This window comes from Maribacter aestuarii (genome assembly GCF_027474845.2).
Taxonomy (GTDB): Bacteria; Bacteroidota; Bacteroidia; order Flavobacteriales; family Flavobacteriaceae; genus Maribacter; species Maribacter aestuarii.
This window is the reverse complement of record NZ_CP107031.2, coordinates 412,174-434,906: the sequence shown is the minus strand read 5'-3', so window position 1 is coordinate 434,906 and position 22,733 is coordinate 412,174. Positions and strand designations below refer to the sequence as shown.

Here is a 22,733-nt window from a genome sequence, read left to right as displayed (position 1 = left end):
TACTTAATGTTCGATTTCATGGGTGTCGCGTACACTGCTAAAGGTTAGGTCCAACAATTTCCAATCGTCTGCTTCTTTTTTATAGAATTCCGTTACCGTAAATTCATTTTGAACATCGTTTCCTCTCACGTGCGCTGTGAGCGTAATACGGTTCCAGAGTACGGCGGTGTCGTCTCCAAATGTCTCTACCGCAACATCATGTACCTCGGCATTTTTATACCAAATGCTTCCCGTTTCTATGATTTCCAGCTCCCTGTCCTTTTTCCAAGAACCGCTCATGTGGACGAATTTTGATTTATCATGGAAAAGGGTTGCCAGTTTATCCACATTTTTATCGGCCATCCATTGCCATTTTTGTTTGGAGAGTTCCTTAATCTCGGCCTCGATGCCCGTACCTTGAGCGAAAGATGATACACTAATTAGGGTTAAAAAGATTCCGAATACTAGATTTTTCATTTTTAAGTGTTTAAAAGTTACTACTGAATACTATTATTTATTGAAATGAGGTGAACTTTTTAATGGTTTATTAACACGTTTCCCAAACCTATGGAAAATTTAAGATAGTCGGGTTACCTGATTTACAGATTTACTTACCACTTTTACTGATTTGGATGTGCTATTAGTCTTATTCACAAAACTTTAACTAAATTCGGAATAAGAAAAAAACGTATGGCTTCAGCGAAAGACTTGGTAAAGGTAGATGACTATTGCTCCAAATTCAATCTGTCAACCTTGCACCCCTTGGTCAGCGTCCATGACCTTTCGGAAGGTACCTTGGATGGGCGGGAGCCTGCCGATGCCGTCCGCTATCATTTTTATGGAATTTTCTTGAAACAAGGCGAAGGTTGTATTTTAAGATATGGCCGGCAGAACTATGATTACCAAGATGGGACCTTGGTGTTTTTAGCACCTGGACAGGTAGTGCAGGTGGAGCATATCGATGCTAGTTTTAAACCGTCCGGTCATGCGCTTTTGTTTCATCCAGATCTGCTTTATGGAACCCATTTGGCCAAAACGATTAGCGACTACAGTTTTTTCTCCTATCTATCCCATGAAGCACTCCATATCTCAAAAAAGGAACGGCAATTGGTGTTGGACTTATTTGATACGATACGAACTGAACTTTCCCATGGAATAGACAAGCACAGTAAAGAAGTCGTAGTAGCCACTATTGAACTATTCTTGAAATACTGTATGCGGTTCTACGATCGGCAGTTCATTACCAGGGGAAAGGAAAACCTAGGTGTAATCCAAAAGTTTGAGATTTCCTTGAATTCCTACATCCAAACAGGAAAAGCCATAGAGCTGGGAACTCCTTCCGTCAGCTATTTTGCCGAGGAACAAAAGCTGTCTTCCAATTATTTCGGCGACCTGGTCAAAAAAGAAACTGGCAAAAGCGCCAACGACCATATTCAAGACCAGTTGATTGAGATAGCCAAACAGAAAATCTTTGATCCGGAGAAAACGCTAAGCGAAATAGCCTATGAGCTAGGTTTTAAATATCCACAACATTTTACAAGGCTCTTTAAGAAGAAAATGGGGAAGACCCCTAATGAATATCGGATGTTAAATTGAATCTTCCATTACCATTAAAGATGCTTGTTAAAGTAAAATAGAGCCTAAAAAAGGGGCATTTTAAGGGTTATACGAAAACCGCTTTTCTTTTACCAAGGTGTCTCATTCTTGATCTCACATAGTAGTTTTGGTAATTGACCTTTTAGGGTATCTATGTGATTTCTCAATTATTATGGGGATGAGTACAGAATACTCTACCACCAGAAACCACCTCATCGTTTAACACCCTTAATACTCCAGAATTCCTGCTTTCCGGATTGTACTAATTGCCATAACTGAAGCTTTCATGGGAAACTAACCAACCATTATAGGCTTACCCGAGCATTTTCGAATAATGAAGTACAGTTTCCATACGACCTATGCTATATAATCTTGAGTTATGCGCACTATTTTTTCAATAATTAAAAGAATTATTTAACTAGCCATAGAAAGAACTCTTGAGTTAGTGGCTTCATTAAAAATGTGTGCTCCTGAACTCTTGGAAAGATTCTTTAACACTCTTTCGATAGATTTTTCGAAACGAGGCTTGTTCATAGGTTTAGTCATGTAATCTTTTACTTGATTATATTGAAACGCCTTTAATGCAAATTGTGATTTGGTGGAGTTGAGTATTACATGGCAATCGTGCTTAAGACCTTCTAGTACGCCAAAGCCATCTAAATTGGGCATTTCAACATCAAGGAACAAAATGTCCGGTCGTAAATGGTTAACGGCCTCTAATCCTGCTTTCGGATCCTTAAAGGTCTGGATAAGTTTAAGATTGGGGTTGTCTTTTATCAATTTGCAGGTTGCCAATTGTTGAAGGGAAGAATCATCGATTACCATTGTAGTTAGAGTCATGTTTGAGTCAGTTTGGTTTATAGGTATAAAACAAGGACGCTTAAGTAACTCCTGAACCAAAAAGATGAACGGTCATTTTATTCGATAAAGGTAAATCTGAATTATTATACCCAATGCAGTTCATCCTTAGCGTATTTACTAAAAACAAAATGACCTTTTTTAAGGTGGATCCTGTTTAAATCCTACCTCAAAAAAGGTCTTTTAAAGTTTTAGAACTAAAGTGAAGTTTTATTGCTTACCTAAAACCAAGGTATCCTTTCTTCCAAAATCTTGAGAATCTATAAAACTTAATTCTACACGAGTGTCAGAAACCGAAACTATTGTCCAGTCTTTGTTGATCTGATCAATAGGCGGTACCATACCAAAATCAAATTCTATAAAGGGACCACCGTTTTGTTCATTCCAGGTACCATTAGTAGGTGTGCCATTATCTGCAATTACATTTCCATCAATATCAAAAGTCAAGACATAGGCATTAAAATCAACGGTTCTGTCCGTATCTCCTTCCATAAATGAATCTACTGTCCAATTTCCGTCCGTTAGAACCTGACTGATATCTTGGGGAATATGTCCATTACCGTTGCCACTTAAACAGGCATTGTCAAAACGCAGTACGTCTTCGCCAATTATCAGGTTTACCCTACCTTGACTATTTTCGGAGGCTATTTCGTTCAGTAACCAGATATCGTTGAAATCGTCCAATCCTTGAACTGAAATTTCCACATTAATGAGATTTCCTGAACCGCTAGCAGTCCAATTACCAATTAGAGTTTCCGTTGCAGAGTTGACCACTAAGGTGCCATCGACCTGAAAGCTGAAAGAAAGGTCGTTATACAAGTTTGTAAGATTAGTGTCATTTCTGATTATTCCATCAACCACCCATTCCGTACAGCTCGCGAATACATCTTCCAATTGAGTGGGGTCGCAGTCGCCGCAATCATCGTCATTATAGTCATTGTCGTCATCCTCATCACAAGTTCCATTTGCATTTTCAATTTGGTTTTCAAGTGATTCAAGATCGGTTGCTGTCAACTCCATACCATCGGCACGTACCAATGAAATTGGAAACTTGATGTTGACAACGTCGGTATTTTCCAGAGCGGAAACAAAATTAAATAACGCCTTATCATTCGGCAGGGTCATAGTTTTAATTTCTTCCGTATTGGAGTTGAATATTGAAATCGAAACGGGGTAAACAAAATCAATACACTCAATATCCTCGTCAACTTGGTTTTCTCCTGAGCAATCGGCTACAAATTCTTGTAGCTCAGTTGCATTTAAAACTACTTCTTCCGAAAAGTCAGGAAATATGATAGTTACCGGAAAAACAATATCCAAGGTATCCTCGTCGTCATCATTTTGCTCAAATATATCCTCGATAAGGTCAAAATCATCTTCAGTATTAACCATAACCTCCGTACCATTAACGATTACGTTTACTGGTAGTTGAACAGAAATACAGCTTGCTTGGTCAATGATATTGTCTTTAGAACCATCGTTATATGAAGTTCTTACCAACAAGTTCGCTACATTTGAACCTGCGCTTAAGCTTTGCTCTGGGGCAACGCCCTCAAAAGCAAACTCTTCTTCCCTACAAGAGGTGAGGGTGGATATTAGAATAAGTAGAAGAAATGTGAAAAATTTAGTTGTGAATTTCATAATAGTTATGGTTTCTAGAAATACTCTCATTATGAATAAAACAACTAAACGTTAAAAACTCCTGAAAAATTTCAAAAAAAGATCGTTACTTTTAAACAGTAAACTTAGAACCACTTGGAAAAAGCCTTACATGAAGATATTTGTGACGAAACTTTGTTTGCCAATATCTATAACAAATATGCCAAAAGCCTTAACGATTTTCTCTACTATAAATACGGTGACCGATTAAACCCCAGTGATAAAGCTCAGGATGCTTTTGTTAAACTTTGGGAAAACTGTAAAAATGTTTCGACGGAAAAAGCAAAGTCCTTTTTGTTTACCGTGGCCAATAATTTGATGCTCAATGAGACAAAGCACCAAAAAGTAGTTTTAAAATATAAAAGTGAGTCCCCAAAAGGATACACGAATGAAAATCCTGAGTTTCTGCTGGAAAAGGATGAGTACTACAAAAAGTACCAAGCCGCCCTCTCAAAATTGTCCGACGATCAGCGCACCGCTTTTATGCTGAACAAAGTAGAAGGTAAAAAGCACCAAGAAATTGCAGAATTATTGGGAGTAACCCAAAAGGTTGTGGAGTACCGTATTTACAGTGCTTTTGATCAATTAAAAAAAGAATTGGAAAATTTTAAGATTAAATAGTCAGGAGAATTCAATACTTCATTGTTATATAGACAAAGATCCGAAATCATGGACAAAGACAATTTGATACAAAAGTGGCTTTTAGACGAACTTTCCGAAGAAGAAAGCAAGAAATTTGATGCGCTAGAAGATGCTTCGTTCTATAAAAACATAATAAGTGATGCTTCAAGTTTCAAAGCGTCCAATTTTTCTACAGTCGATGATTTTGAAACTTTCAAGAAGCGAAACATGGTACCGGACACCAAGGTCAGAAAATTGGAATGGATCAAACCAATGTTGCGTATAGCCAGTATAGTTGTTATTGCTATCGGGGTATATTTTTTCTTTTTGTCCAACCAACTAACCGAAGTACAAACTTTGGTAGCCGAGAAAACGACCATTGAATTGCCCGACGCATCAAAAGTGGTGATCAATGCCCTTTCCGAGGTGAGTTATGATAAAGGCAAGTGGGACAATAAAAGAGAAATAAGATTAAAGGGAGAAGCTTTCTTTGATGTAGCGAAAGGTGCAAAGTTTGACGTAATCACACCAGAAGGTACGGTAAGCGTGCTGGGAACAGAGTTCAATGTGAAGCAAAGGAACGGTTTTTTTGAAGTTGCCTGTTTTGAAGGTACTGTACGTGTTGTTTCCGATGGACATACTGAAATCCTACAAGTGGGAGATAATTTTAAAATAGTCAACGGTATTAAGACCTCGGGTAAAAATAGCTACAATGAACCTCAGTGGACCAATAATACCAGTTATTTTCAACGTGTGCCCGTTTCTGAGGTTCTAGATGAGCTACAGAGACAATACGCCATAAAAATAACTGTTGACAATGTAGATACCGACCAACTTTTCACAGGAGGTTTTGTACATGGCGATCTTGACAATGCCCTGAAGGCAATCAGCGAGCCTATGAGTCTTGACTTTGAGATACTAAAGGGCACCGAGGTGCGTTTTAGTAAAGGTGACTAAGAAATTTTTTTTAGCGTTTGTCTATTCGTATCGCTTTATAGCGTACCTAGCTTTGCGCAAAAAGATGCTACCCAAACACTCATCACTGTTTTAAAGGCTTTAGAAGAACGTTTCGGCGTGCAATTCAACTACGCCTCCTCCTTAGTAGAGGGAATCACCTTGAGTGCTCTGGATACATCGCTGAGCCTAGATGCCTCTCTTGATACGCTTAGCGAAAAAACCGACTTAAACTTCGTTATCATTTCAGACAAAACAATTTCAGTTAAGCTGAAAAGTATCATGTTCTGTGGATACCTAAAAGACAAGGATACCGGTGAGGCGCTACCCTATGTTACCGTAGAAAATGGCACAACGGCCACAATAGCAAACGAAGAAGGCTATTTTGAACTTAAAGGCTTACGCAAGAACGATTTGATTACGATAAAGCATCTGGGCTTTAAACCTCTGATTAGGCAAATACAATACTTCAACACCTCAAATTGCAGCACCCTATATCTGGTACCTCACCAAGAAAAGCTCGCGGAAGTCATAGTTTACGATTTTTTGATACGTGGTATCGATCAGCTCAACAATGGTGCCGTTCAATTAGATTTTGAAAGGTTCAATATTCTTCCTGGATTGGTCGATGATGATGTACTACAATCCGTTCAAGCATTACCCGGCGTCATGAGTATTGACGAAACTGTTTCCAATATCAATATTAGAGGAGGTAGTAACGACCAAAATTACATTTCTTGGGATGGCATAAAAATGTATCAATCCGGACATTTTTTTGGTTTAATATCCATGTACAACCCGGAAATCACACAAAAGGTAGAACTTCGAAAGAATGGGAGTAGTGCGTCGGAAACCGATGGTGTTTCAGGCACCATAGCCATGAAAACCGATGAATACCTCAACTCAAGTCTAAAGGCAAGCCTTGGTGCTAATCTTATCGATGTCAATGGTTCTGCGGATGCTCCATTGGGAAAGAAAGCCTCCTTACAGGTTGCTGCTCGCAAGTCAATAAGCGATTTTGTCGAAACTCCCACCTATGCCAATTATTTTGACCGGATATCACAGGAAACAGAAATTGATAGAAATTCTGGTACAGTGACCAATTCGGACATCAGTTTCGATTTTTATGACGCGGCCTTTCGTTTGCTTTTTAATCCGTCGGAAAAAGACCGCATACGACTCAACTTTATTCATACCGCAAATCAGGTAACGTTTAATGAAAGTGCAGAAGTTGAGGATGAAGAAGTAATTCGTGATAGTAATCTGAGCCAAACAAGCATAGCGGCAGGAATTTATCATAAAAGATTCTGGACGGAAAAATTCATTACCGAATTTTCCGTTTACAATACCGATTATAAATTAAAAGCCATTAACGCTAACATCCTTGAAGACCAACGTTTTCTTCAGGAAAATAAAGTTTCCGAAACGGGCGTAAAATTTTTGGCCCGTAACCGATTGGATTCCCAATTCAGTTGGACGAACGGCTATCATTTTATTGAGACCAAAGTCACCAATTTAGATGACGTGGATGATCCCCGTTTTTTACGCTTAGAGGGTGAAGTACTCCGTACACACAGTGTTTTTACGGAGATGGGGTTTTCGTCCAAGAATTCAGCTACACAAATGAACCTTGGTCTACGCTTCAACCATTTGGATGATTTTGATAAACAACTGTGGGAACCCCGTTTGAGTTTTAACCAACGGTTGGGGAAGCATTTGAACCTTGAAGCGCTAGGTGAATTCAAACATCAGAGTACCTCTCAGATAATCAACTTTCAAAATGATTTTTTGGGAATTGAAAAGAGGAGGTGGCAGCTTTCAAATGATGGGGCAATTCCGGTTATTACCAGTAAGCAGGCCTCTCTTGGTCTAAATTATAAAAAATCTAGTTGGCTTATTAACGCAATTTCCTTTGTGAAAAGAGTAGAGGGTATTACTACGCAAAGCCAAGGTTTTCAAGGTCCTTTCGAATTTGTAAGAACATCGGGAGCGTATGATGCTTTGGGTTTTGATCTTTTGTTGCGAAAGCAATTTCAAGATAACAATGCGTTCTGGATAAGTTACTCCTATCTTAATAGTACTTATCTTTTTGAACAATTACCGGAAACCACCTTTCCAAACAATTTTGATATTACCCATGGTTTAACCGCAGGAATCAATTATCATTTGGGACGGGTTCTCTTGGCGGCCGGATTAAACTGGAGAACAGGAAGACCTTTTACCGCACCCGAAGCAAACAACGAATTGGAAAATGGGGAAATTAATTATAGCGGTGTTAACGCGAACCGCTTAAAAGATTATTTGCGCCTAGATATTTCTGCCAATTATCAATTTAATTGGGGCAAAAATAATAAAGCGCAAATCGGGGCTTCTATATGGAATTTACTTGACCAAAATAATACGCTGAATACTTTTTATCGTATTACTTCTCAGGAGGAGGTTCAAAAAATTGGTCAGAGTTCATTGGGCTTAACGCCCAATCTTTCAATCAAATTTTTCTTTGACTAAGCTAATATAAGACTTGGGGAAAAAGGCTTATAGAATTGAAATCAGGAAGACGAATTGTATAGTACTAAAAACACCAATGGCGATGAGGTTCTTATTGTAATTATCAAACATTTTTTTAATGTCTTTGTCATCTTCTATGTTAATTGTCTTTGTTGAGTGTAAATTTTTCATAATAAAAATTTGAGTTACACTTATAGAACAATCTACTTTTAAAATCTCCTGAAAAAAAATGATTTATTTTAAATAATAAAATTGAAGTTCCGAATTCTTGCAAAAGGGTAAGAATATAAAACCTTAAGAGTATGGTATTGAAACGCTAGATACATTTAGGCTCAATTATGTGGTCTTATTTTGGTTGGCTACCTAATACTTAATTAGTCAAATATAATCTAAGCCAATTGTTGAAGAGTTTTATTTAGTCAAGGCTCATCTCTCGGGATAGCTGTCTTGTTATATTGTGAGGAGAGTTTGTCCTTACCTCAAAAATAACAGCTTTTGAAAAGGTGATTACAGAGATGCAAGTCCCATAAATCTTCTGTTTTGCTAGACGAAGGGAAACAAGGTTTTGTAATACGTACCTATAAAACGCAATACTCCAGTATACTTTTAAAAGTGATTACAACAACCCCCTGGCCTTAATTTCTAAATATTTATTGATGGTATTGATGGTTAGCTGTTCTGGTTTGGTTAATATGGTCTGTATGCCATATTTCTGAAGTTCCTTTTGCATCAATTTTTTATCCAATGCAAACTTTTCTGCAATCGTCTTATGATAAATGGCTTGCAGGTTTTCGGCATCGGTAACGATTAATTCCTCCAGCTCTGAGTTTTCAAAAAATATGACTACTAAAACGTGTTTTTTGGAAAGTGCCAACAAGTAGGGGAGTTGCCGCCTTAACGCTGAGATATGTTCAAAGTTCGTATAGAACAATAATAGGCTCCGATGGTTTATTTTTTGCTTAACATGGCCGTAGAGCAGGCCAAAATCAGCATCTGTAAAATCGGTATTGATACTATATAGTTTTTCTAAAATGGTATTTAAATGGGTAATTTTTTGAACGGCGGGAACGTAGGTTTCCAAATTTTTGGAAAAAGCGATAAGGCCGGTCTTATCATTTCGTTTTAGGGCAACATTGGAGAACGCCAGGCAGCTATTGATAGCATAATCCAACAATTTAAGTCCGTTAAAGGGCATTTTCATTACCCTTCCCGTATCAATTATGGAATACACGGGCTGCGACTTTTCATCTTGGTACTGGTTGACCATTAGCCTGTTTTGTTTGGCACTGGCCTTCCAATTAAGAGTACGGATATCATCCCCCCGCACGTAGTCCTTAATTTGTTCAAATTCTTGGGTATGTCCTATCCTACGAATTTTTTTTAGTCCAATTTCCGACAGTCGATTATTAATGGCTAGAAAGTCGTATTGCTGCATTTGAATTATTGAGGGGTAGACGGGAACCATTTCGTCCTTCTGAAAAACAAACTTTCTTTTGATTATTCGTAAAGGGGAGGAGCAAAAGACATTTAAATTTCCAAATACATATTCGCCACGGTCAACGGGACGTACCTTGTATGTGAACTCACCCCTTTGTCCTTTGAACAAAGCCGTTTTATATAAAAAGTCCCTTTTTTGAAATTGTACCGGAAGCTCATCGATTATCATCATAAACGTCTTAAAAGGATAGAAGCTCTCGTAATGAACGGCAATGGGATTAAAATCGCTATTGGATAATTTTCGTGGCGTATCCCTATAGGCCATAACACCCTTTCCTGTGGCATATAGGAGAACCACATCAAAAAGAAAAAGAGCTATCAATAGAAGCAGTAATAACCAAGCAATGGGGTACAAGACTTTAAACCAGTAGGATAGCACAAAACAAGCACATAATAGCGCCAGATACTTGAAAAAGGTATTATTGATATAGAAAGACCGTAAGAACTGCATTTATCTAGGTATTTCTACGCTTTCCGTTATCATTTGTACCACGCTTTCCGTGGTCACTCCTTCCATTTCACGTTCCGGGGTAAGGATTACCCTGTGGTTCAAGACAGGAATCATCGCTTTTTTAACATCTTCCGGAGTCACAAAATCACGCCCATTGATAGCCGCGAAGGCTTTTGCACTGTTCAGCGCAGCAATAGACGCCCTAGGGGAGCCACCCAAATAGAGGTGCGGATGGTTGCGGGTCTTGGAAATCACCTCCGCTATATATTTGAAAATCTTTTCCTCTACTATGATTTCCTGTATTTGCTGTTTGAACTCTAGTAATTCTTTCGGTTTTACTACATCCTTAATTTCACTTTGTGGAAGTTTCCCTTTACGTTCATGATGGGTTTTAAGGATCAGAATCTCCTCATCAAGTTTAGGGTAATCTACCTTAATCTTAAAAATAAAACGGTCCAATTGGGCTTCAGGTAGCGCATAGGTGCCCTCCTGTTCTATAGGGTTCTGTGTTGCCAATACCATGAAGGGCGCATCCATTGCATAGGTTGTCCCATCCATGGTGACCTGCCGTTCTTCCATGGTTTCAAACATGGCCGCCTGCGTTTTTGCCGGGGCACGGTTTATTTCATCGATTAATATGATATTAGAGAATATGGGCCCTTTCTTAAATTCGAACTCCGTAGTTTTTGCATTGAAAACCGAGGTTCCCAAAATATCACTGGGCATCAGATCCGGGGTAAACTGTATACGGCTAAAATCGGTCTTTAAGGTTTTGGCAAAAAGTTTGGCAGTGATGGTCTTAGCAATGCCGGGTACACCTTCTATTAGTACATGGCCGTCCACCAATAGCGACACGATTAAGAGTTCAATAAAATTCTCCTGACCAATAATGACTTTTGCCAATTCCGATTTTATATCGGAGACTGCCTTTTGTAGCCCTTCCAACGGAATACGGTTGTCAAAATTAAAATCATTGGTTTCTTCTTTATTTTCCATCAGCTTTGGCTTTAAATTTTTGTATTAGGGTATTCAGTTTTATGAGTTCACTATCGGTCACTTGTTCTTTATTACGCAATTGCTCCATGTAATTAAAGAGCGATTTAACGGACTCAAAAGATTGCCCACTTCTAGCCGCTAAGTGGGTATAAAAGTCATCTTCCTTTACGATATTTCCTAAATAGAATTCCGAACGCAACCCATCTAAAAAGTAGTTGATTTTATGCTCCACTATCGATTTTTGGTCGCCCTTTTCAAAATACATATCCGAAATGGTCCGTGTAAAGGCAAGGGTCTGATTTTGCAAAGGAACAACTACCGGAACGGCTCTTTGCTTGCGCTTGCCCTCAAAAACGATGTAGATTAGGACTCCGATTAAAGCGGTATAATAGGCCCATTTTAGTTCCTTCGTGTTCAGGAATAGATACATTGGCGAGGTATAAAAAGATTTACCACTTTTATAATGATTGTCGATATAAATATTCTTGGAATCATCCAAATAGGAGAGAATGCCTGTCGTATAATCTTTATTGCTGTCTTTGAGAATAAAATAATTGGTAAAAGCTTCCGGAAAAGTGGAAAGGATGACTTTTCCTTTTCCAAAGGGTTGTGTAATGATGTTAATGTTTGATTTATCAATTTCTTCCTTGTTAGAAAGTTCAGTGACTACCTTTCCTAGCACAACGGTCTTTAGAGTATCAATTTTATTGAAATAGGGTGTATAGGTAGCTTTATTAAAAATTACGCTATCCGCATGCACTAAATTCGGATTTAACAGATTGTGGTTTTGGCTTTGACCTACTTCAAACCCCCCATAAATACTACCAAGATCAAGGTTAAGGGTGTCCAATAACTGCTCTTCGAAGGTTTTTGAGGCTATGAATAAGGTATTTCCTTGGGAGGTCCATTCCAAAAGTGATTCCAATTCGGCCTTATTGAAGATAATGGTATTGTTCACAAAAAAGTACGTTCCCTCTAAGCCTTTGTTTTTCTGTAAGTATTCGAACGGGGGTATGTTTACTTGCTGTGCCTTATCTCCAAACAGTTTGGGGATGATTTGATTAAAGACGTAAGTACCATACGGAATTTTATGTGTGGACACGTAAGATTCGTACCAGTTGATTTCTTTGGGCTTGTTGTATTGAAGTAACATTAAAGCTCCCACAGTGATTAAGGCTATGACGATATAGATGGCTGCCTTTTTACCCATTTTGTACCGCTACTTTTAAGGATGAAAAATTGATTTCCGCTTTCCGATAAGTGCTTTCATCGATAGGAAAATCGCCGTACCATATATATTCGTACAATCGGGTAATTTGGGCGAAGGGTTTATTCAGGACTGTTTTCTCCAGCTCCCTGTTGTAATCGGCATTGGTTTTCTGCAATTCCCAACTAATAAGCTCCTTTTCGTTCAACAGCCTTAAAATGTACAGGTAATAATACCTTATGGCCAGACGGTAGTTTTTCTCTTCCAAAGCTTGTTGAATCAATTTTTGGACATCCTCATTTTTGATTATGTGTTCCTCTTCAGAAAGTGTAACCAGTGCTTGGTTCTTCTTATTGAAGCTCACTGCCCTAGCATTTACGTTGATGAAAAATTTGATTAGGATAAAAACGAGAATCAGTAGTAACAAATAGGGCAAAACTTTTAAAAATGTATTGAAAGCACCAACGGCCTGTTCTACACCAAAAAGCCATTCAAAAAATTGAATTATTAGATTGGACAGCCAATTTTTGAAGGCTATCCACCACTCTGGAGCGGAATTTTTGGCGACTTCATAATTGAAGTCCGGATTTTCCCTAAACGTTTCCAGCTCCCGTTCATCAATTGTTTTTTGGATAAGGGATGCGGTATCAAGTTTTACGCTAATGGTATCATTTTGAGCGACCATCGTCTTACAGAAAAGACTAAAAATTAATAAAAACTTTAACCGATATAGCATATTTAATTTTCGGGGGATTGACCCAAGCGTTCTATACGTTCGTATGTGCCGGTAAAGTTCTTTTTCTCGTTTAAATTGAAATAGATGAAAACACCGGCAACAACACTGATAAGGTTCAACAAAAATTGGCCTAGGGTACCTATGATATTCAGTAGGATATAGATAGGGTCCTTAAAGATATTCATCATGCTTTCCGCATCTACCTCCCCGGAAAAAATACCCATCTTCATCCATTGATAAATGGCGGTAGGTATAGCGAACGCATAGGTGGCGATCACTACGATGATTCCAATAACGAAAAGGGTGGCAAACGTTATCCACCACTCGTCCTTAACCAGCTTAAAACTATAACTATAGGCATCTGACGCCCCCATCCTATTGAACACTAGAACACTAAAGGACAACATTAGGGGTACGTAAAGGTATATTCCTGGAATTATGCAAAAAATTAACCCCACACCCACCGATAGCCCCACCATGATACCGAGACCCAAAAAACTCCAAAAACTTGCATACACTTCTTTTTGAATGGTTTCAAAATTTATGGTACCGCCTCCGTTCGCATATGACTTGATGTAATGGAGGACTGTGGATTGAGAAATGGTGTAAACCGCTACAACCGAGAAAAGGTAGACTAAGGCAATGACAAAAATTACGGCTAGGTTATCTATTTCTGGTTCATTTCCTATGAACAATAAACTAAAGGAATTTCCGGCGTAAAACATGTAAAACACCATGGCCAATATCATCACCAGAAGAAAAGGGCCAACTATCTTAAAATAAGTGGTAAAAAAGGGTTTAAATTCTTTCCTAAGAAATCCAAAAGTATCCGAGAGTATATCCCCTAACTCCCGTTGTTTTTTAAACTCAATATAATCGGTCTTCATGTAATTTTAGTTTCTTGTTTAATTGATTTGGATAAATTACGTAATAAAATAAAATTAGTGCCAAGGAACCTGAAATAATCAGAATGGCCAGCCAGTCCGGCATTTCAGTATGTCGGGTAACAAAACCTTCTAGAAATCCGGCAACAATAAAAAAGGGCACGGTACTCACCATTATTTTCAACCCGTTCTTAACGCCTCTTTTAAACGATTCCAATCTGGTGTACGTTCCAGGGAACAACATACCATTGGCCATGACCAAACCTGCGCATCCGGCAATGATGATGACGGAAATCTCGATAGTGCCATGAATCCAGATAGTCCGAACAGATTCCCATAACAATCCTTGGTCGTAAAAGAAGTACTGAAAACTGCCCAGCATTATTCCGTTCTGCAGCATGACCATTAACGTGCCGACACCGAACATAATCCCAAAGGCAAACGCCATAAGGGCAACACGGATATTGTTTATGGTAATACCTAAAAACATATTAAATTCACCCATTTGTTTGTATACTGCCATGGGGTCACCTTTTTCTATATTTTCCAATGTCATGTTCACGTAGCCATCTCCCAAAATTGACCGTACAAAATCGCCCTCATTGGCCGCGGAAAACGCCCCGACGAAACTAAAAAATGAAAACACAAGAAAGGCTATCAAAAGCTCACGGTGATGTTGGGCGAACATGGTAGGAAATTCCGTCTTCCAAAAACTAATAATTCGGTTTTTGGGCTCCCTTCTGGTCCTATAAATTTTTTGATGCGCCTGTGAGGCTAGAGAGTTTAAATAGAATTCCGTATTGCTTTTTGGATAAAAGGTCTTGGCGTAGCTTAAATGATCTGTAATTTCAATGTACAGGTCGGACAATACATTTGGAGCAATATTCGTTTTGTTAGCCAAAGCGCTTTCAAAAGTAGACCATTTGTCCTTATTTTGCTTCACAAAAGCGGCTTCGCGCATAAGCTTCAGGGTTTATACCAAAGAAACGAAACAATGGAACAATTTCAAATAGAAACTGCCCAAAATATAAGCATTGACCAAAATACGGCACATTTGGGTGACCGTATGTTGGCCTTCATAATCGATACGCTGATCATCATTATTTATTACGTTTTAATGTTTTGGTTTTTGCTGGCATTGGACGTGGAGCCTGGGGATCAATGGGCTATTTATATGGTGATGGCCTTACCGGCTTTTTTATATTACCTCCTATTGGAAACTTTTATGGATGGTAAGACCATTGGTAAGAGTTTCATGCAAATACGCGTTGTAAAGCTGGATGGCACCAAACCTAGCTTTGCTAATTATTTTGTTCGGTGGATTTTACGAATTATAGACGTCTCGCTAAGTTCAGGGGGAATTGCGGTATTTACGATATTAATTCGTGGTCAGGGGCAGCGTGTGGGGGATATTGCTGCCGGAACCACCGTGATAAGTGAAAAAAAACGTGTTTTCTTAAGGGATACACTGTTACGTGAACTACCTTCCGATTATATTCCAAAATTTCCACAAGTGACCGTTTTTAGGGATAGCGAAATGCAAACGATAAAGGAACTCTACGATGGCGCAAAAAGAAACGGTAACCACAACGTAATCCTCTCACTTAGCGAACGGATAAAAAAGGTAACGGACATTTCAACCGAGTTAAAACCTATCGAATTTGTGGATATCGTAATTAAGGACTATAATTTTTACACCCAACAGCTGTAGCGCATGTTATACTTTGTAGTTGATATTTTAGGCACGGTGGCATTCGCCATTTCCGGGGTGTTGGTTGCCATGGAGAAGAAATTGGACCTGTTCGGGGTTTTTATCATTGCTTTTGTAACCGCAGTGGGTGGAGGAACGTTACGGGATTTGTTGATTGGGAATACACCGGTAGGTTGGATGCAGACCCCTGTTTACCTCTTTGTGATATTGGCTACCGTAATCGTTGCCATACTGTTCGTAAACCAATTAAAACACTTTAGAAAATCCCTGTTCTTGTTCGATACTATCGGGATTGGTCTATACACCATGGTCGGTATAGAGAAGGGAATTAGTGCAGAACTCTTGCCAGTAATGTGTATAGCCTTGGGTACGATTACCGCAAGTTTTGGAGGGGTCATACGTGATATTCTTTGCAATGAAATTCCAGTAATTTTTAGGAAGGAAGTGTATGCCACCGTTTGTATTCTAGGGGGTACGATCTATTTCATTTTGATTCAATTTCCAATTGATGAAACGTTTGCCTACATCGCTGCTATTGCAGCTATTATAATCATGCGATTGGTCGCGGTAAAGTTCCGGATTTCACTACCGAATATTTACAGGAGTTAGAGTTTTCCAAAAAAAAAGCGATGGAGACCAAATAGTTCATTGATTTCGAATCATAATTTTGAGGACAATTTATATCATCAACCATCAACTACTCAACCACCTCTGCTTTTTGAATATAAATATTCTGTGAGGGCCAGTCGCCCTTACCAACGGGCTGTCTATTTATTTCGTCCACCACATCCATTCCCTCTATAACCCTTCCAAAAGGGGTAAAGTCCCCGTCCAAATGGTAGGAGCCCGGGTCCGTAACTACAATAAAAAATTCATAAGGTGAGGCCAGCATATGGGGGTTGTTGATTTCACTACTGGGCATGGATACAACTCCCCGGTGGTGTCTATATCCTTTTCTTGTATCCGGTGGTAATAAATACCTACCAATGTCACCTCTTTTCTCAGCGGTTCTTTTATCATCGGAATTTCCCCCTTGTATAATAAAATCTTTGACGACCCTATGAAACTGGGTATTGTCAAAATAGCCCTTCCGTGTTAAGTAGATAAAATTGGCCTTATGGTAGGGGACGTTGTCGTACAACTGAATGACAAAACTCCCGAACTTAGTGGTCATCCGGACCTTATTGACCTCTAAATCTTGTTGATAATCAAAGAAGAAGTCTATGGCATTATCCTCGGTCAGCTCAAATTTTTCTTTCTCCTCTTCTGGTTCTGTGATGGTCATAGCAGTATCTATTACCTTCTCCATTGGAGCATCGGAAGTTTTTGATTTCTTCGGACTATCTTTGCAGGCGGAGAACCAAATAAAGCCAATTAAGAGATAACAAAAGATTTTAATTCTACTCATGGATTTCAACATTTTTGAACAACGAATTTCAAAAATAAAAGATTTACCGCTTCCGGGCGAAGCATCGCATTATAAAATGGCTCCGGAAATCCGTATCCGTGAACTTTTGGAAGGGAAAATTAAAATGAAAAACCCCAGAAAGGCCGCGGTTCTAGCCTTGTTTTACCCGAGTTTTGAAAACAAAACACAATTGCTATGTATTCTTCGCAAGACCTATAACGGCGTACATTCAAATCAGGTTGGTTTTCCTGGAGGAAAGGTGGAGCAGGAAGATAAGGATTTAAGGGCCACCGCTTTAAGGGAAACGCATGAAGAGGTCGGGGTGCACCCAAAAGATGTAACGGTAATCCGAGAAATTAGTGAAATCTATATTCCACCCAGTAATTTTGAGGTGCAGCCCTATATTGGACTGTATAGGGAGCCTCGCCCATTTGTTATCCAAGAAACGGAAGTAGAGCGTTTTATAGAAATTCCGTTAACGGATTTTCTGAAAGATACGAATGTGGTCACCAAAAAATTGAGTACTTCCTACGCAAAGGAAATAGACGTACCTGCCTTTGAATTAAATGGTTATATTGTATGGGGTGCTACCGCAATGATGTTGAGCGAGATTAAAGAGCTTTTGAAACAAGCGTTGTAAAGCAGATTTACTATTTTAGCTTTTATGGGATTATTTAAGACAAACCCTTTTGGGCATAATTTATTTTTAAAGAAATGGCTCATCCGTATTCTTGCGGTGCTCTCCCATCAGCGTTATAAGCGATTTAACAAATTGGAGATTGACGGCTCTGAAATTATTAGAAGCCTACCCGATACCAATGTACTCTTCGTAAGCAACCATCAGACTTATTTTGCCGATGTTGTAGCCATGTTTCACGTATTCAATGCTAGTTTGAGCGGTCGTGAGGATTCCATCAAGAACTTGGGCTACATCTGGCAACCTAAATTGAATATGTACTATATAGCTGCAGCCGAAACGATGAAAAAGAGCTTGCTGACTAAAATTTTAGCGTATGCAGGTTCCATAAGTGTCGAGCGTACATGGCGTGCGGAGGGTAAGGACGTAAACAGACAGGTAAAGATGAGCGATATTTCCAACATTGGTGTAGCCCTGAATGACGGTTGGGTAATTACCTTTCCCCAAGGTACCACTACACCATGGAAACCATTGCGTAAGGGAACCGCCCATATCATCAAAAAATACAAACCCATAGTCGTTCCCGTGGTTATCGATGGTTTTAGGCGTTCGTTCGATAAAAAGGGACTAAGGGTTAAGAAGAAAGGAATTTTACAATCCATGGTCATAAAAGAGCCTTTGGAAATAGATTACGATAATGAGTCCACGGAGGCTATCATAGAAAAATTGGAATATGCTATTGAGCAGCATCCATCTTTCCTAAAAGTTATATCGGAGAAAGAACTTTTAGCCTATGAAGAGGAAAACAAGCAGCGTAAATGGCGGAAGACTTAAAACTCCAAATGCTTTAGCTCCGCGTAGTTTTTGTTCAATTTGCGGAGAAGCAATCCATAAAGCAAGAAGTACACGACACCCATAAAGAGGGTTAACAGTACCCCAAATATTCCTATAGTAAGCATCAGGGTGATTCTGAGCTTATCTTCGGATATGTTTTCTAAACTACTCTTCAGTTCCGGGAACGAATTGGTGATATCTTCGTTGAGGTAGATGCCGATTACCATGATGATCACGGTTACCATTATCATGGACAAAGAAAAGATGACATAGTGTTTTACCGTCTTTCTTGTCTTGATGATTTTTTGCATCAGTTTTTTGGAATCATCCAATACCGAGATTTCCTTAAAACGTTGGTAGAACTGAAAAATGAAATAAAGGGCCACGGCGTATGTCAAAATTGATAGACCCAAGAGGTAATTGGAGACACCAATGTTTTCATACAGCTCCATACCATCTCTCATGGAGGGCAATAGATACAGTAGGTGTGGAAGGGTGAATTCCAAAATACTGATAATCAAAATCCATTTTACAATAGAAGACGACTTTTTCCAAATCATCTTATGAATTTCGGCATAGGATAGTTTTGGTAAATCCTTTTCCTCCTTTTGCCAATGCTTTTTTAATAATTCCAATTCATCCGTCATAATACTAAGGATTCAATATGGTTCTTAATTTTGTTTTTATGCGGTTCATCTTAACACGTGCATTTACTTCAGAAATACCTAAAGTTTCAGCTATTTCTGTATAATTCTTATCCTCTAGGTACATAAATACTAACGCCTTGTCTATATCTCCCAATTGTCGTACCGCCTTATACATCAGCTTTAATTGTTGCTCTTCTGTGTCATCATACTCGTCGGCCTTTATTTTAAAAATAACCGATTCATAATCCTGTGTATCAATTCTTCTTTTGGATTTTCTGTAAAGTGTTATAGCGGTATTCAACGCTACACGATACATCCAAGTACTGAACTTCGCCTCACCTCTAAACTTAGGATAAGCTTTCCATAGTTGAATTGTTATTTCCTGAAACAGATCATTGTGGGAATCTCGGTCATTGGTATAGAGTGTACATACTTTATGAACAATATTTTGATTGTCCTGAAGCTCCGTCACAAATTGATGTTCCAGTTCTTTGTTCACTAGTGGTTGGTAGTTCTACGTAATGAGTGTGGAATAGGTTCTATTTGTTACACCTATTTTTAATTTTTTACTCGATAATCGAGATTAATAAGCTTCGACGCCTGCGTAGAATTTTATTATTAAGTTTCCCTTCAATGAATCGCGGGCTTACCCTAAGGTAGTTACAAAAGAAAAGTTCACATCCTTTACCAGCATTGGTTAAGAACTTGAACTTTTAGCTTTTATTTTTTAATTCCTGTAATCCAGTGCGGGCGCACGGTCTCCTAGCAAGGGAATATATTTAAAGTCAGCCCCTCTTTTTTCCTCGAATTCCTTTTTGGCCTCAGCGATGAGGTTCTGGTTGCTGAATAAATCGATTGCCGTTAAGGTCAAGGTTTTAGCCGCGACCATCATACCCTTATTTCCGATATTTGTTCCTCCGGCGGCAACGGCTTGCCAACTATGGGCAGATGTACCTGGCACCCAAGTAGCAGTACTAAATCCAACAGTTGGAACCACAAAACTAACATCTCCAACGTCGGTTGATCCATAAGCTCTGGCTTCGGTTTTGTAGGGTTGAATATTTTTTGCCGTATTCAAATCTGCCTTTTCTTGACCTAAGCTTTTGGCAATTTTATCGGCAAACTCTTTTTCCTCCGCAGAATAGGCTACACCACCAACTTCAGATAAGTTATCGTGTACCACTTTTTGCAATGTTAGATTTGGTAAGAGCTCGTGTACTCCATTTACAATTTCATAGTCCATCGTGGTACCAGTCCCTAAAGCTCCACCCTCCGCGGCTTTTACGATGCGATCGAAAATGCTTTTCACCACATCCCTACGATTATGTCTGGCATAATAATAAACTTCAGCAAAATCGGGGACCACGTTCGGCGCTTTTCCTCCATCGGTAATGACATAGTGAATACGGGTTTCTTGAGGGATATGCTCCCGCATCATATTTACCATATTGTTCATGGCTTCTACGCCATCCAATGATGACCTTCCCTTTTCAGGAGCCCCGGCCGCATGTGCAGATACACCATAAAAACGAAACTTTGCAGAAATATTTGATAAGGCCGCCGCAGCACTAGCAGCATTCTTAGCACCTGGATGCCAATGTAAGGCAACATCCACATCGTCAAATAGTCCTTCACGCGACATATATACTTTAGCTCCGCCGCCTTCTTCCGCCGGGGTTCCATAAAATCGTATTGTACCCCGCTTATTATTCGCTGCTAACCAGTCTTTTGTTGCTATAGCCGCTGCTGTAGAGGCAGTTCCAAACAAATGATGTCCACAGGCATGACCTGCAGCTTTACCTGCCGATTTTTTCTCAGTCACCGCTTCTTGTGATAAACCGGGTAAGGCATCGTATTCTCCCATAATACCAATTATTGGACTTCCACTTCCGTATTCCGCAATAAATGCTGTGGGAATACCGGCAACACCTTTTTTTATTGAAAATCCGGCGTCGGACAATGTTTTTTGCAATAGTGCGGAGCTTTGTTGCTCTTGATATCCCATTTCGGCCAAATTCCATATTTCCTGTGCTATGGCACTATATTCCTTACTTTTTTCATCAAGGTTTTCCAATACTTTTTTTTCGTTTGTCTGGGAATTTATAGTGTAATTGGAAATTAGTATGGATAGCATTAAGAATATCGTATTTTTCATTTTAAGGACTATTATAGTTAGTTTTTAAATATACTAATAAACCACCTATTTTTTTCCTTATGGTCTTTGATTGTTTAATTTTACCGGATAGATTTAAAGTATGAACATACCACGCACTAGCGCACCTAGAATTGTTATCATAGGTGGTGGCTTTGGGGGCATTGCTCTTGCCCAGAAACTAAGTAAAAAAGAAGTTCAAGTTGTCTTGATAGACAAGAACAACTATCACACATTCCAACCTTTGTTATATCAAGTTTCGACCGGGGGATTGGAGCCGGATTCCATTGCCTATCCCCTAAGAAAAGTACTTATTGGTTATGACAATTTTTTCTTTCGGTTAGCAGAGGTAAAGAAAATTCTGCCTGAGAGCAAATCGATTAAAACATCCATAGGAGAACTTACTTATGATTATCTGGTGCTAGCTACGGGTTCAGAGACCAATTTTTATGGTAATACTGAATTGGAGAAAAATGCGATGGCGATGAAGTCCATTCCCCAATCCCTGAACCTGAGAAGTTTAATATTGGAAAACTTTGAGCAGGCTTTGCTGACCGATGATTATCATGAGCGGGACGCATTAATGAATTTTGTCATTGTTGGTGGAGGACCCACTGGAGTAGAACTAGCAGGAGCCTTGGCAGAAATTAAAAAAGGAATCTTACCAAAGGACTATCCTGATTTGGACACACGAAAGGCTCAAATAAATCTGGTTCAAGGCTCTGACAGATTATTGGATGCCATGAGCGAACAAGCTTCTACAAAAGCAGAGGAATTTTTGGAAAAATTGGGGGTTCAGGTCTGGAAGAATGTTCGGGTCACTGGATATAACGGTAAAACGGTCACTACAAAAACCGATCTTACTTTTGAAACTGCTACCCTGGTATGGGCAGCAGGTGTAAAGGGGGCTACTATTAGAGGTTTGGATGCCGAAGAAATTATTGCCAGAGGTAATAGGCTCAATGTTAATGAATTTAATCAAGTTATGGGTTTTCCTGAGATATTTGCCATCGGGGATATCGCTTGTATGCAGACCGATGAAAATCCAAAAGGCCATCCTATGATGGCGCAACCGGCCATACAGCAGGGAAAGCTTTTGGGTGAGAATTTAGTCCGATTAATCGATGGGAAAGACTTAGAACCTTTTGTTTATAGGGATAAGGGGAGTATGGCCACTGTGGGGCGTAACAAAGCGGTCTGTGATTTGAAGAATTTTAAGTTCCAAGGGGTTTTTGCTTGGTTCGTCTGGATGTTCGTCCACTTATTTTTCTTGATAGGTTTTAGAAATAGGGTAGTGGTATTCGTAAACTGGGTCTACAATTACATAAAATTTGATCGTGAGGCGCGTTTGATTATCAGACCCTACAGGAGAAATTACAGTCAGTTTAAAGATTAAAC

23 protein-coding genes are annotated in these 22,733 nt (G+C 39.2%); 9 read left to right on the top strand and 14 right to left on the bottom strand.

Annotation, left to right across the window (positions count from 1 at the left end; all coding sequences use genetic code 11):
- Positions 1-3: 3 nt before the first annotated feature.
- Positions 4-456 (bottom strand): nuclear transport factor 2 family protein, encoded by a 453-nt coding sequence (locus tag N8A89_RS01890; RefSeq protein ID WP_281540732.1) that lies wholly within the window; start codon positions 454-456, stop codon positions 4-6.
- Positions 457-669: 213 nt separating this feature from the next.
- On the opposite strand from N8A89_RS01890, the gene N8A89_RS01885 reads away from it, so the two are divergent.
- Positions 670-1,575 carry a helix-turn-helix domain-containing protein gene (locus N8A89_RS01885; RefSeq protein WP_281540731.1) on the top strand — a complete coding sequence of 302 codons (906 nt, stop codon included), beginning with the start codon at positions 670-672 and terminating at the stop codon, positions 1,573-1,575.
- A 414-nt stretch (positions 1,576-1,989) separates the two neighbouring features.
- Here the strand turns inward: N8A89_RS01885 and N8A89_RS01880 are convergent, their stop codons facing one another.
- Positions 1,990-2,415 carry a LytR/AlgR family response regulator transcription factor gene (locus tag N8A89_RS01880; protein ID WP_281540730.1) on the bottom strand — a complete coding sequence of 142 codons (426 nt, stop codon included), beginning with the start codon at positions 2,413-2,415 and terminating at the stop codon, positions 1,990-1,992.
- Between the two features lie 228 nt (positions 2,416-2,643).
- Complete coding sequence (locus N8A89_RS01875) at positions 2,644-4,074, bottom strand: hypothetical protein (RefSeq protein ID WP_281540729.1); 1,431 nt, start codon at positions 4,072-4,074, stop codon at positions 2,644-2,646.
- A 114-nt stretch (positions 4,075-4,188) separates the two neighbouring features.
- On the opposite strand from N8A89_RS01875, the gene N8A89_RS01870 reads away from it, so the two are divergent.
- From N8A89_RS01870 to N8A89_RS01860, 3 genes are all read left to right on the top strand, one after another.
- Positions 4,189-4,713, top strand: a complete 525-nt coding sequence (locus tag N8A89_RS01870; protein WP_281540728.1) for an RNA polymerase sigma factor — start codon at positions 4,189-4,191, stop codon at positions 4,711-4,713.
- A 48-nt stretch (positions 4,714-4,761) separates the two neighbouring features.
- Complete coding sequence (locus N8A89_RS01865; RefSeq protein ID WP_281540727.1) at positions 4,762-5,670, top strand: FecR family protein; 909 nt, start codon at positions 4,762-4,764, stop codon at positions 5,668-5,670.
- Positions 5,671-5,787: 117 nt separating this feature from the next.
- Positions 5,788-8,175, top strand: coding sequence for a TonB-dependent receptor (locus N8A89_RS01860; RefSeq protein ID WP_281540726.1), 2,388 nt, complete (start codon positions 5,788-5,790; stop codon positions 8,173-8,175).
- Positions 8,176-8,202: 27 nt separating this feature from the next.
- On the opposite strand, the gene N8A89_RS01855 is transcribed toward N8A89_RS01860, so the two are convergent.
- The 7 genes from N8A89_RS01855 to N8A89_RS01825 all read right to left on the bottom strand — a co-directional run bounded on the left by N8A89_RS01855 (position 8,203) and on the right by N8A89_RS01825 (position 14,907).
- Positions 8,203-8,346 (bottom strand): hypothetical protein, encoded by a 144-nt coding sequence (locus N8A89_RS01855; protein ID WP_281540725.1) that lies wholly within the window; start codon positions 8,344-8,346, stop codon positions 8,203-8,205.
- 445 nt (positions 8,347-8,791) lie between these two features.
- Positions 8,792-10,123, bottom strand: a complete 1,332-nt coding sequence (locus N8A89_RS01850; RefSeq protein WP_289644831.1) for a DUF58 domain-containing protein — start codon at positions 10,121-10,123, stop codon at positions 8,792-8,794.
- A complete protein-coding gene (locus tag N8A89_RS01845; protein WP_281540724.1) occupies positions 10,124-11,119 on the bottom strand; it encodes an AAA family ATPase in 996 nt (331 codons plus the stop codon). It abuts the gene before it with no gap.
- The gene (locus N8A89_RS01840; protein WP_281540723.1) at positions 11,109-12,329 is read right to left on the bottom strand and encodes a DUF4350 domain-containing protein; all 1,221 of its coding nucleotides are present in this window, start codon (positions 12,327-12,329) and stop codon (positions 11,109-11,111) included. Before N8A89_RS01840 ends, N8A89_RS01845 begins: the two co-directional genes overlap by 11 nt.
- Positions 12,322-13,062 carry a DUF4129 domain-containing protein gene (locus N8A89_RS01835; protein ID WP_289644830.1) on the bottom strand — a complete coding sequence of 247 codons (741 nt, stop codon included), beginning with the start codon at positions 13,060-13,062 and terminating at the stop codon, positions 12,322-12,324. Before N8A89_RS01835 ends, N8A89_RS01840 begins: the two co-directional genes overlap by 8 nt.
- A 2-nt stretch (positions 13,063-13,064) precedes the next feature.
- A complete protein-coding gene (locus N8A89_RS01830; RefSeq protein WP_281540721.1) occupies positions 13,065-13,949 on the bottom strand; it encodes a hypothetical protein in 885 nt (294 codons plus the stop codon).
- The gene (locus N8A89_RS01825; RefSeq protein WP_281540720.1) at positions 13,930-14,907 is read right to left on the bottom strand and encodes a stage II sporulation protein M; all 978 of its coding nucleotides are present in this window, start codon (positions 14,905-14,907) and stop codon (positions 13,930-13,932) included. The genes N8A89_RS01830 and N8A89_RS01825 overlap by 20 nt, the downstream gene beginning before the upstream one ends.
- A 33-nt stretch (positions 14,908-14,940) precedes the next feature.
- On the opposite strand from N8A89_RS01825, the gene N8A89_RS01820 reads away from it, so the two are divergent.
- On the top strand, positions 14,941-15,657 hold the full coding sequence (locus N8A89_RS01820; RefSeq protein ID WP_281540719.1) for an RDD family protein: 717 nt from the start codon (positions 14,941-14,943) through the stop codon (positions 15,655-15,657).
- Between the two features lie 3 nt (positions 15,658-15,660).
- On the top strand, positions 15,661-16,266 hold the full coding sequence (locus N8A89_RS01815) for a trimeric intracellular cation channel family protein (protein ID WP_281540718.1): 606 nt from the start codon (positions 15,661-15,663) through the stop codon (positions 16,264-16,266).
- An 88-nt stretch (positions 16,267-16,354) separates the two neighbouring features.
- On the opposite strand, the gene N8A89_RS01810 is transcribed toward N8A89_RS01815, so the two are convergent.
- Positions 16,355-17,065, bottom strand: a complete 711-nt coding sequence (locus N8A89_RS01810; RefSeq protein ID WP_281540717.1) for a peptidylprolyl isomerase — start codon at positions 17,063-17,065, stop codon at positions 16,355-16,357.
- Here N8A89_RS01810 and N8A89_RS01805 point away from each other — a divergent pair.
- On the top strand, positions 17,064-17,705 hold the full coding sequence (locus N8A89_RS01805) for an NUDIX hydrolase (protein ID WP_281540716.1): 642 nt from the start codon (positions 17,064-17,066) through the stop codon (positions 17,703-17,705). The two genes, N8A89_RS01810 and N8A89_RS01805, sit on opposite strands and share 2 nt — an antisense overlap.
- 24 nt (positions 17,706-17,729) lie before the next feature.
- Positions 17,730-18,536 (top strand): lysophospholipid acyltransferase family protein, encoded by an 807-nt coding sequence (locus N8A89_RS01800; protein WP_281540715.1) that lies wholly within the window; start codon positions 17,730-17,732, stop codon positions 18,534-18,536.
- Here N8A89_RS01800 and N8A89_RS01795 read toward each other — a convergent pair.
- The 3 genes from N8A89_RS01795 to N8A89_RS01785 form a co-directional block, all read right to left on the bottom strand.
- A complete protein-coding gene (locus N8A89_RS01795; protein ID WP_281540714.1) occupies positions 18,533-19,183 on the bottom strand; it encodes a hypothetical protein in 651 nt (216 codons plus the stop codon). The two genes, N8A89_RS01800 and N8A89_RS01795, sit on opposite strands and share 4 nt — an antisense overlap.
- A gap of 4 nt (positions 19,184-19,187) precedes the next feature.
- The gene (locus N8A89_RS01790) at positions 19,188-19,682 is read right to left on the bottom strand and encodes an RNA polymerase sigma factor (protein WP_281540713.1); all 495 of its coding nucleotides are present in this window, start codon (positions 19,680-19,682) and stop codon (positions 19,188-19,190) included.
- A gap of 228 nt (positions 19,683-19,910) precedes the next feature.
- Positions 19,911-21,338 (bottom strand): amidohydrolase, encoded by a 1,428-nt coding sequence (locus N8A89_RS01785; protein ID WP_289644829.1) that lies wholly within the window; start codon positions 21,336-21,338, stop codon positions 19,911-19,913.
- Between the two features lie 100 nt (positions 21,339-21,438).
- Between N8A89_RS01785 and N8A89_RS01780 the strand changes: the two genes are divergently transcribed.
- Entirely contained in the window at positions 21,439-22,731 is a 1,293-nt protein-coding gene (locus tag N8A89_RS01780) for an NAD(P)/FAD-dependent oxidoreductase (RefSeq protein ID WP_289644828.1), read from the top strand.
- Positions 22,732-22,733 lie beyond the last annotated feature (2 nt).

Coding starts and splice junctions, on each gene's coding strand:
- N8A89_RS01810 (WP_281540717.1), bottom strand. CDS start 17,065: ATGAGTAGAATTAAAATCTTTTGTTATCTCTTAATTGGCTTTATTTGG.
- N8A89_RS01800 (WP_281540715.1), top strand. CDS start 17,730: ATGGGATTATTTAAGACAAACCCTTTTGGGCATAATTTATTTTTAAAG.
- N8A89_RS01880 (WP_281540730.1), bottom strand. CDS start 2,415: ATGACTCTAACTACAATGGTAATCGATGATTCTTCCCTTCAACAATTG.
- N8A89_RS01820 (WP_281540719.1), top strand. CDS start 14,941: ATGGAACAATTTCAAATAGAAACTGCCCAAAATATAAGCATTGACCAA.
- N8A89_RS01845 (WP_281540724.1), bottom strand. CDS start 11,119: ATGGAAAATAAAGAAGAAACCAATGATTTTAATTTTGACAACCGTATT.
- N8A89_RS01840 (WP_281540723.1), bottom strand. CDS start 12,329: ATGGGTAAAAAGGCAGCCATCTATATCGTCATAGCCTTAATCACTGTG.
- N8A89_RS01865 (WP_281540727.1), top strand. CDS start 4,762: ATGGACAAAGACAATTTGATACAAAAGTGGCTTTTAGACGAACTTTCC.
- N8A89_RS01850 (WP_289644831.1), bottom strand. CDS start 10,123: ATGCAGTTCTTACGGTCTTTCTATATCAATAATACCTTTTTCAAGTAT.
- N8A89_RS01885 (WP_281540731.1), top strand. CDS start 670: ATGGCTTCAGCGAAAGACTTGGTAAAGGTAGATGACTATTGCTCCAAA.
- N8A89_RS01805 (WP_281540716.1), top strand. CDS start 17,064: ATGGATTTCAACATTTTTGAACAACGAATTTCAAAAATAAAAGATTTA.
- N8A89_RS01785 (WP_289644829.1), bottom strand. CDS start 21,338: ATGAAAAATACGATATTCTTAATGCTATCCATACTAATTTCCAATTAC.
- N8A89_RS01855 (WP_281540725.1), bottom strand. CDS start 8,346: ATGAAAAATTTACACTCAACAAAGACAATTAACATAGAAGATGACAAA.
- N8A89_RS01890 (WP_281540732.1), bottom strand. CDS start 456: ATGAAAAATCTAGTATTCGGAATCTTTTTAACCCTAATTAGTGTATCA.
- N8A89_RS01835 (WP_289644830.1), bottom strand. CDS start 13,062: ATGCTATATCGGTTAAAGTTTTTATTAATTTTTAGTCTTTTCTGTAAG.
- N8A89_RS01830 (WP_281540721.1), bottom strand. CDS start 13,949: ATGAAGACCGATTATATTGAGTTTAAAAAACAACGGGAGTTAGGGGAT.
- N8A89_RS01795 (WP_281540714.1), bottom strand. CDS start 19,183: ATGACGGATGAATTGGAATTATTAAAAAAGCATTGGCAAAAGGAGGAA.
- N8A89_RS01815 (WP_281540718.1), top strand. CDS start 15,661: ATGTTATACTTTGTAGTTGATATTTTAGGCACGGTGGCATTCGCCATT.
- N8A89_RS01875 (WP_281540729.1), bottom strand. CDS start 4,074: ATGAAATTCACAACTAAATTTTTCACATTTCTTCTACTTATTCTAATA.
- N8A89_RS01825 (WP_281540720.1), bottom strand. CDS start 14,907: ATGCGCGAAGCCGCTTTTGTGAAGCAAAATAAGGACAAATGGTCTACT.
- N8A89_RS01780 (WP_289644828.1), top strand. CDS start 21,439: ATGAACATACCACGCACTAGCGCACCTAGAATTGTTATCATAGGTGGT.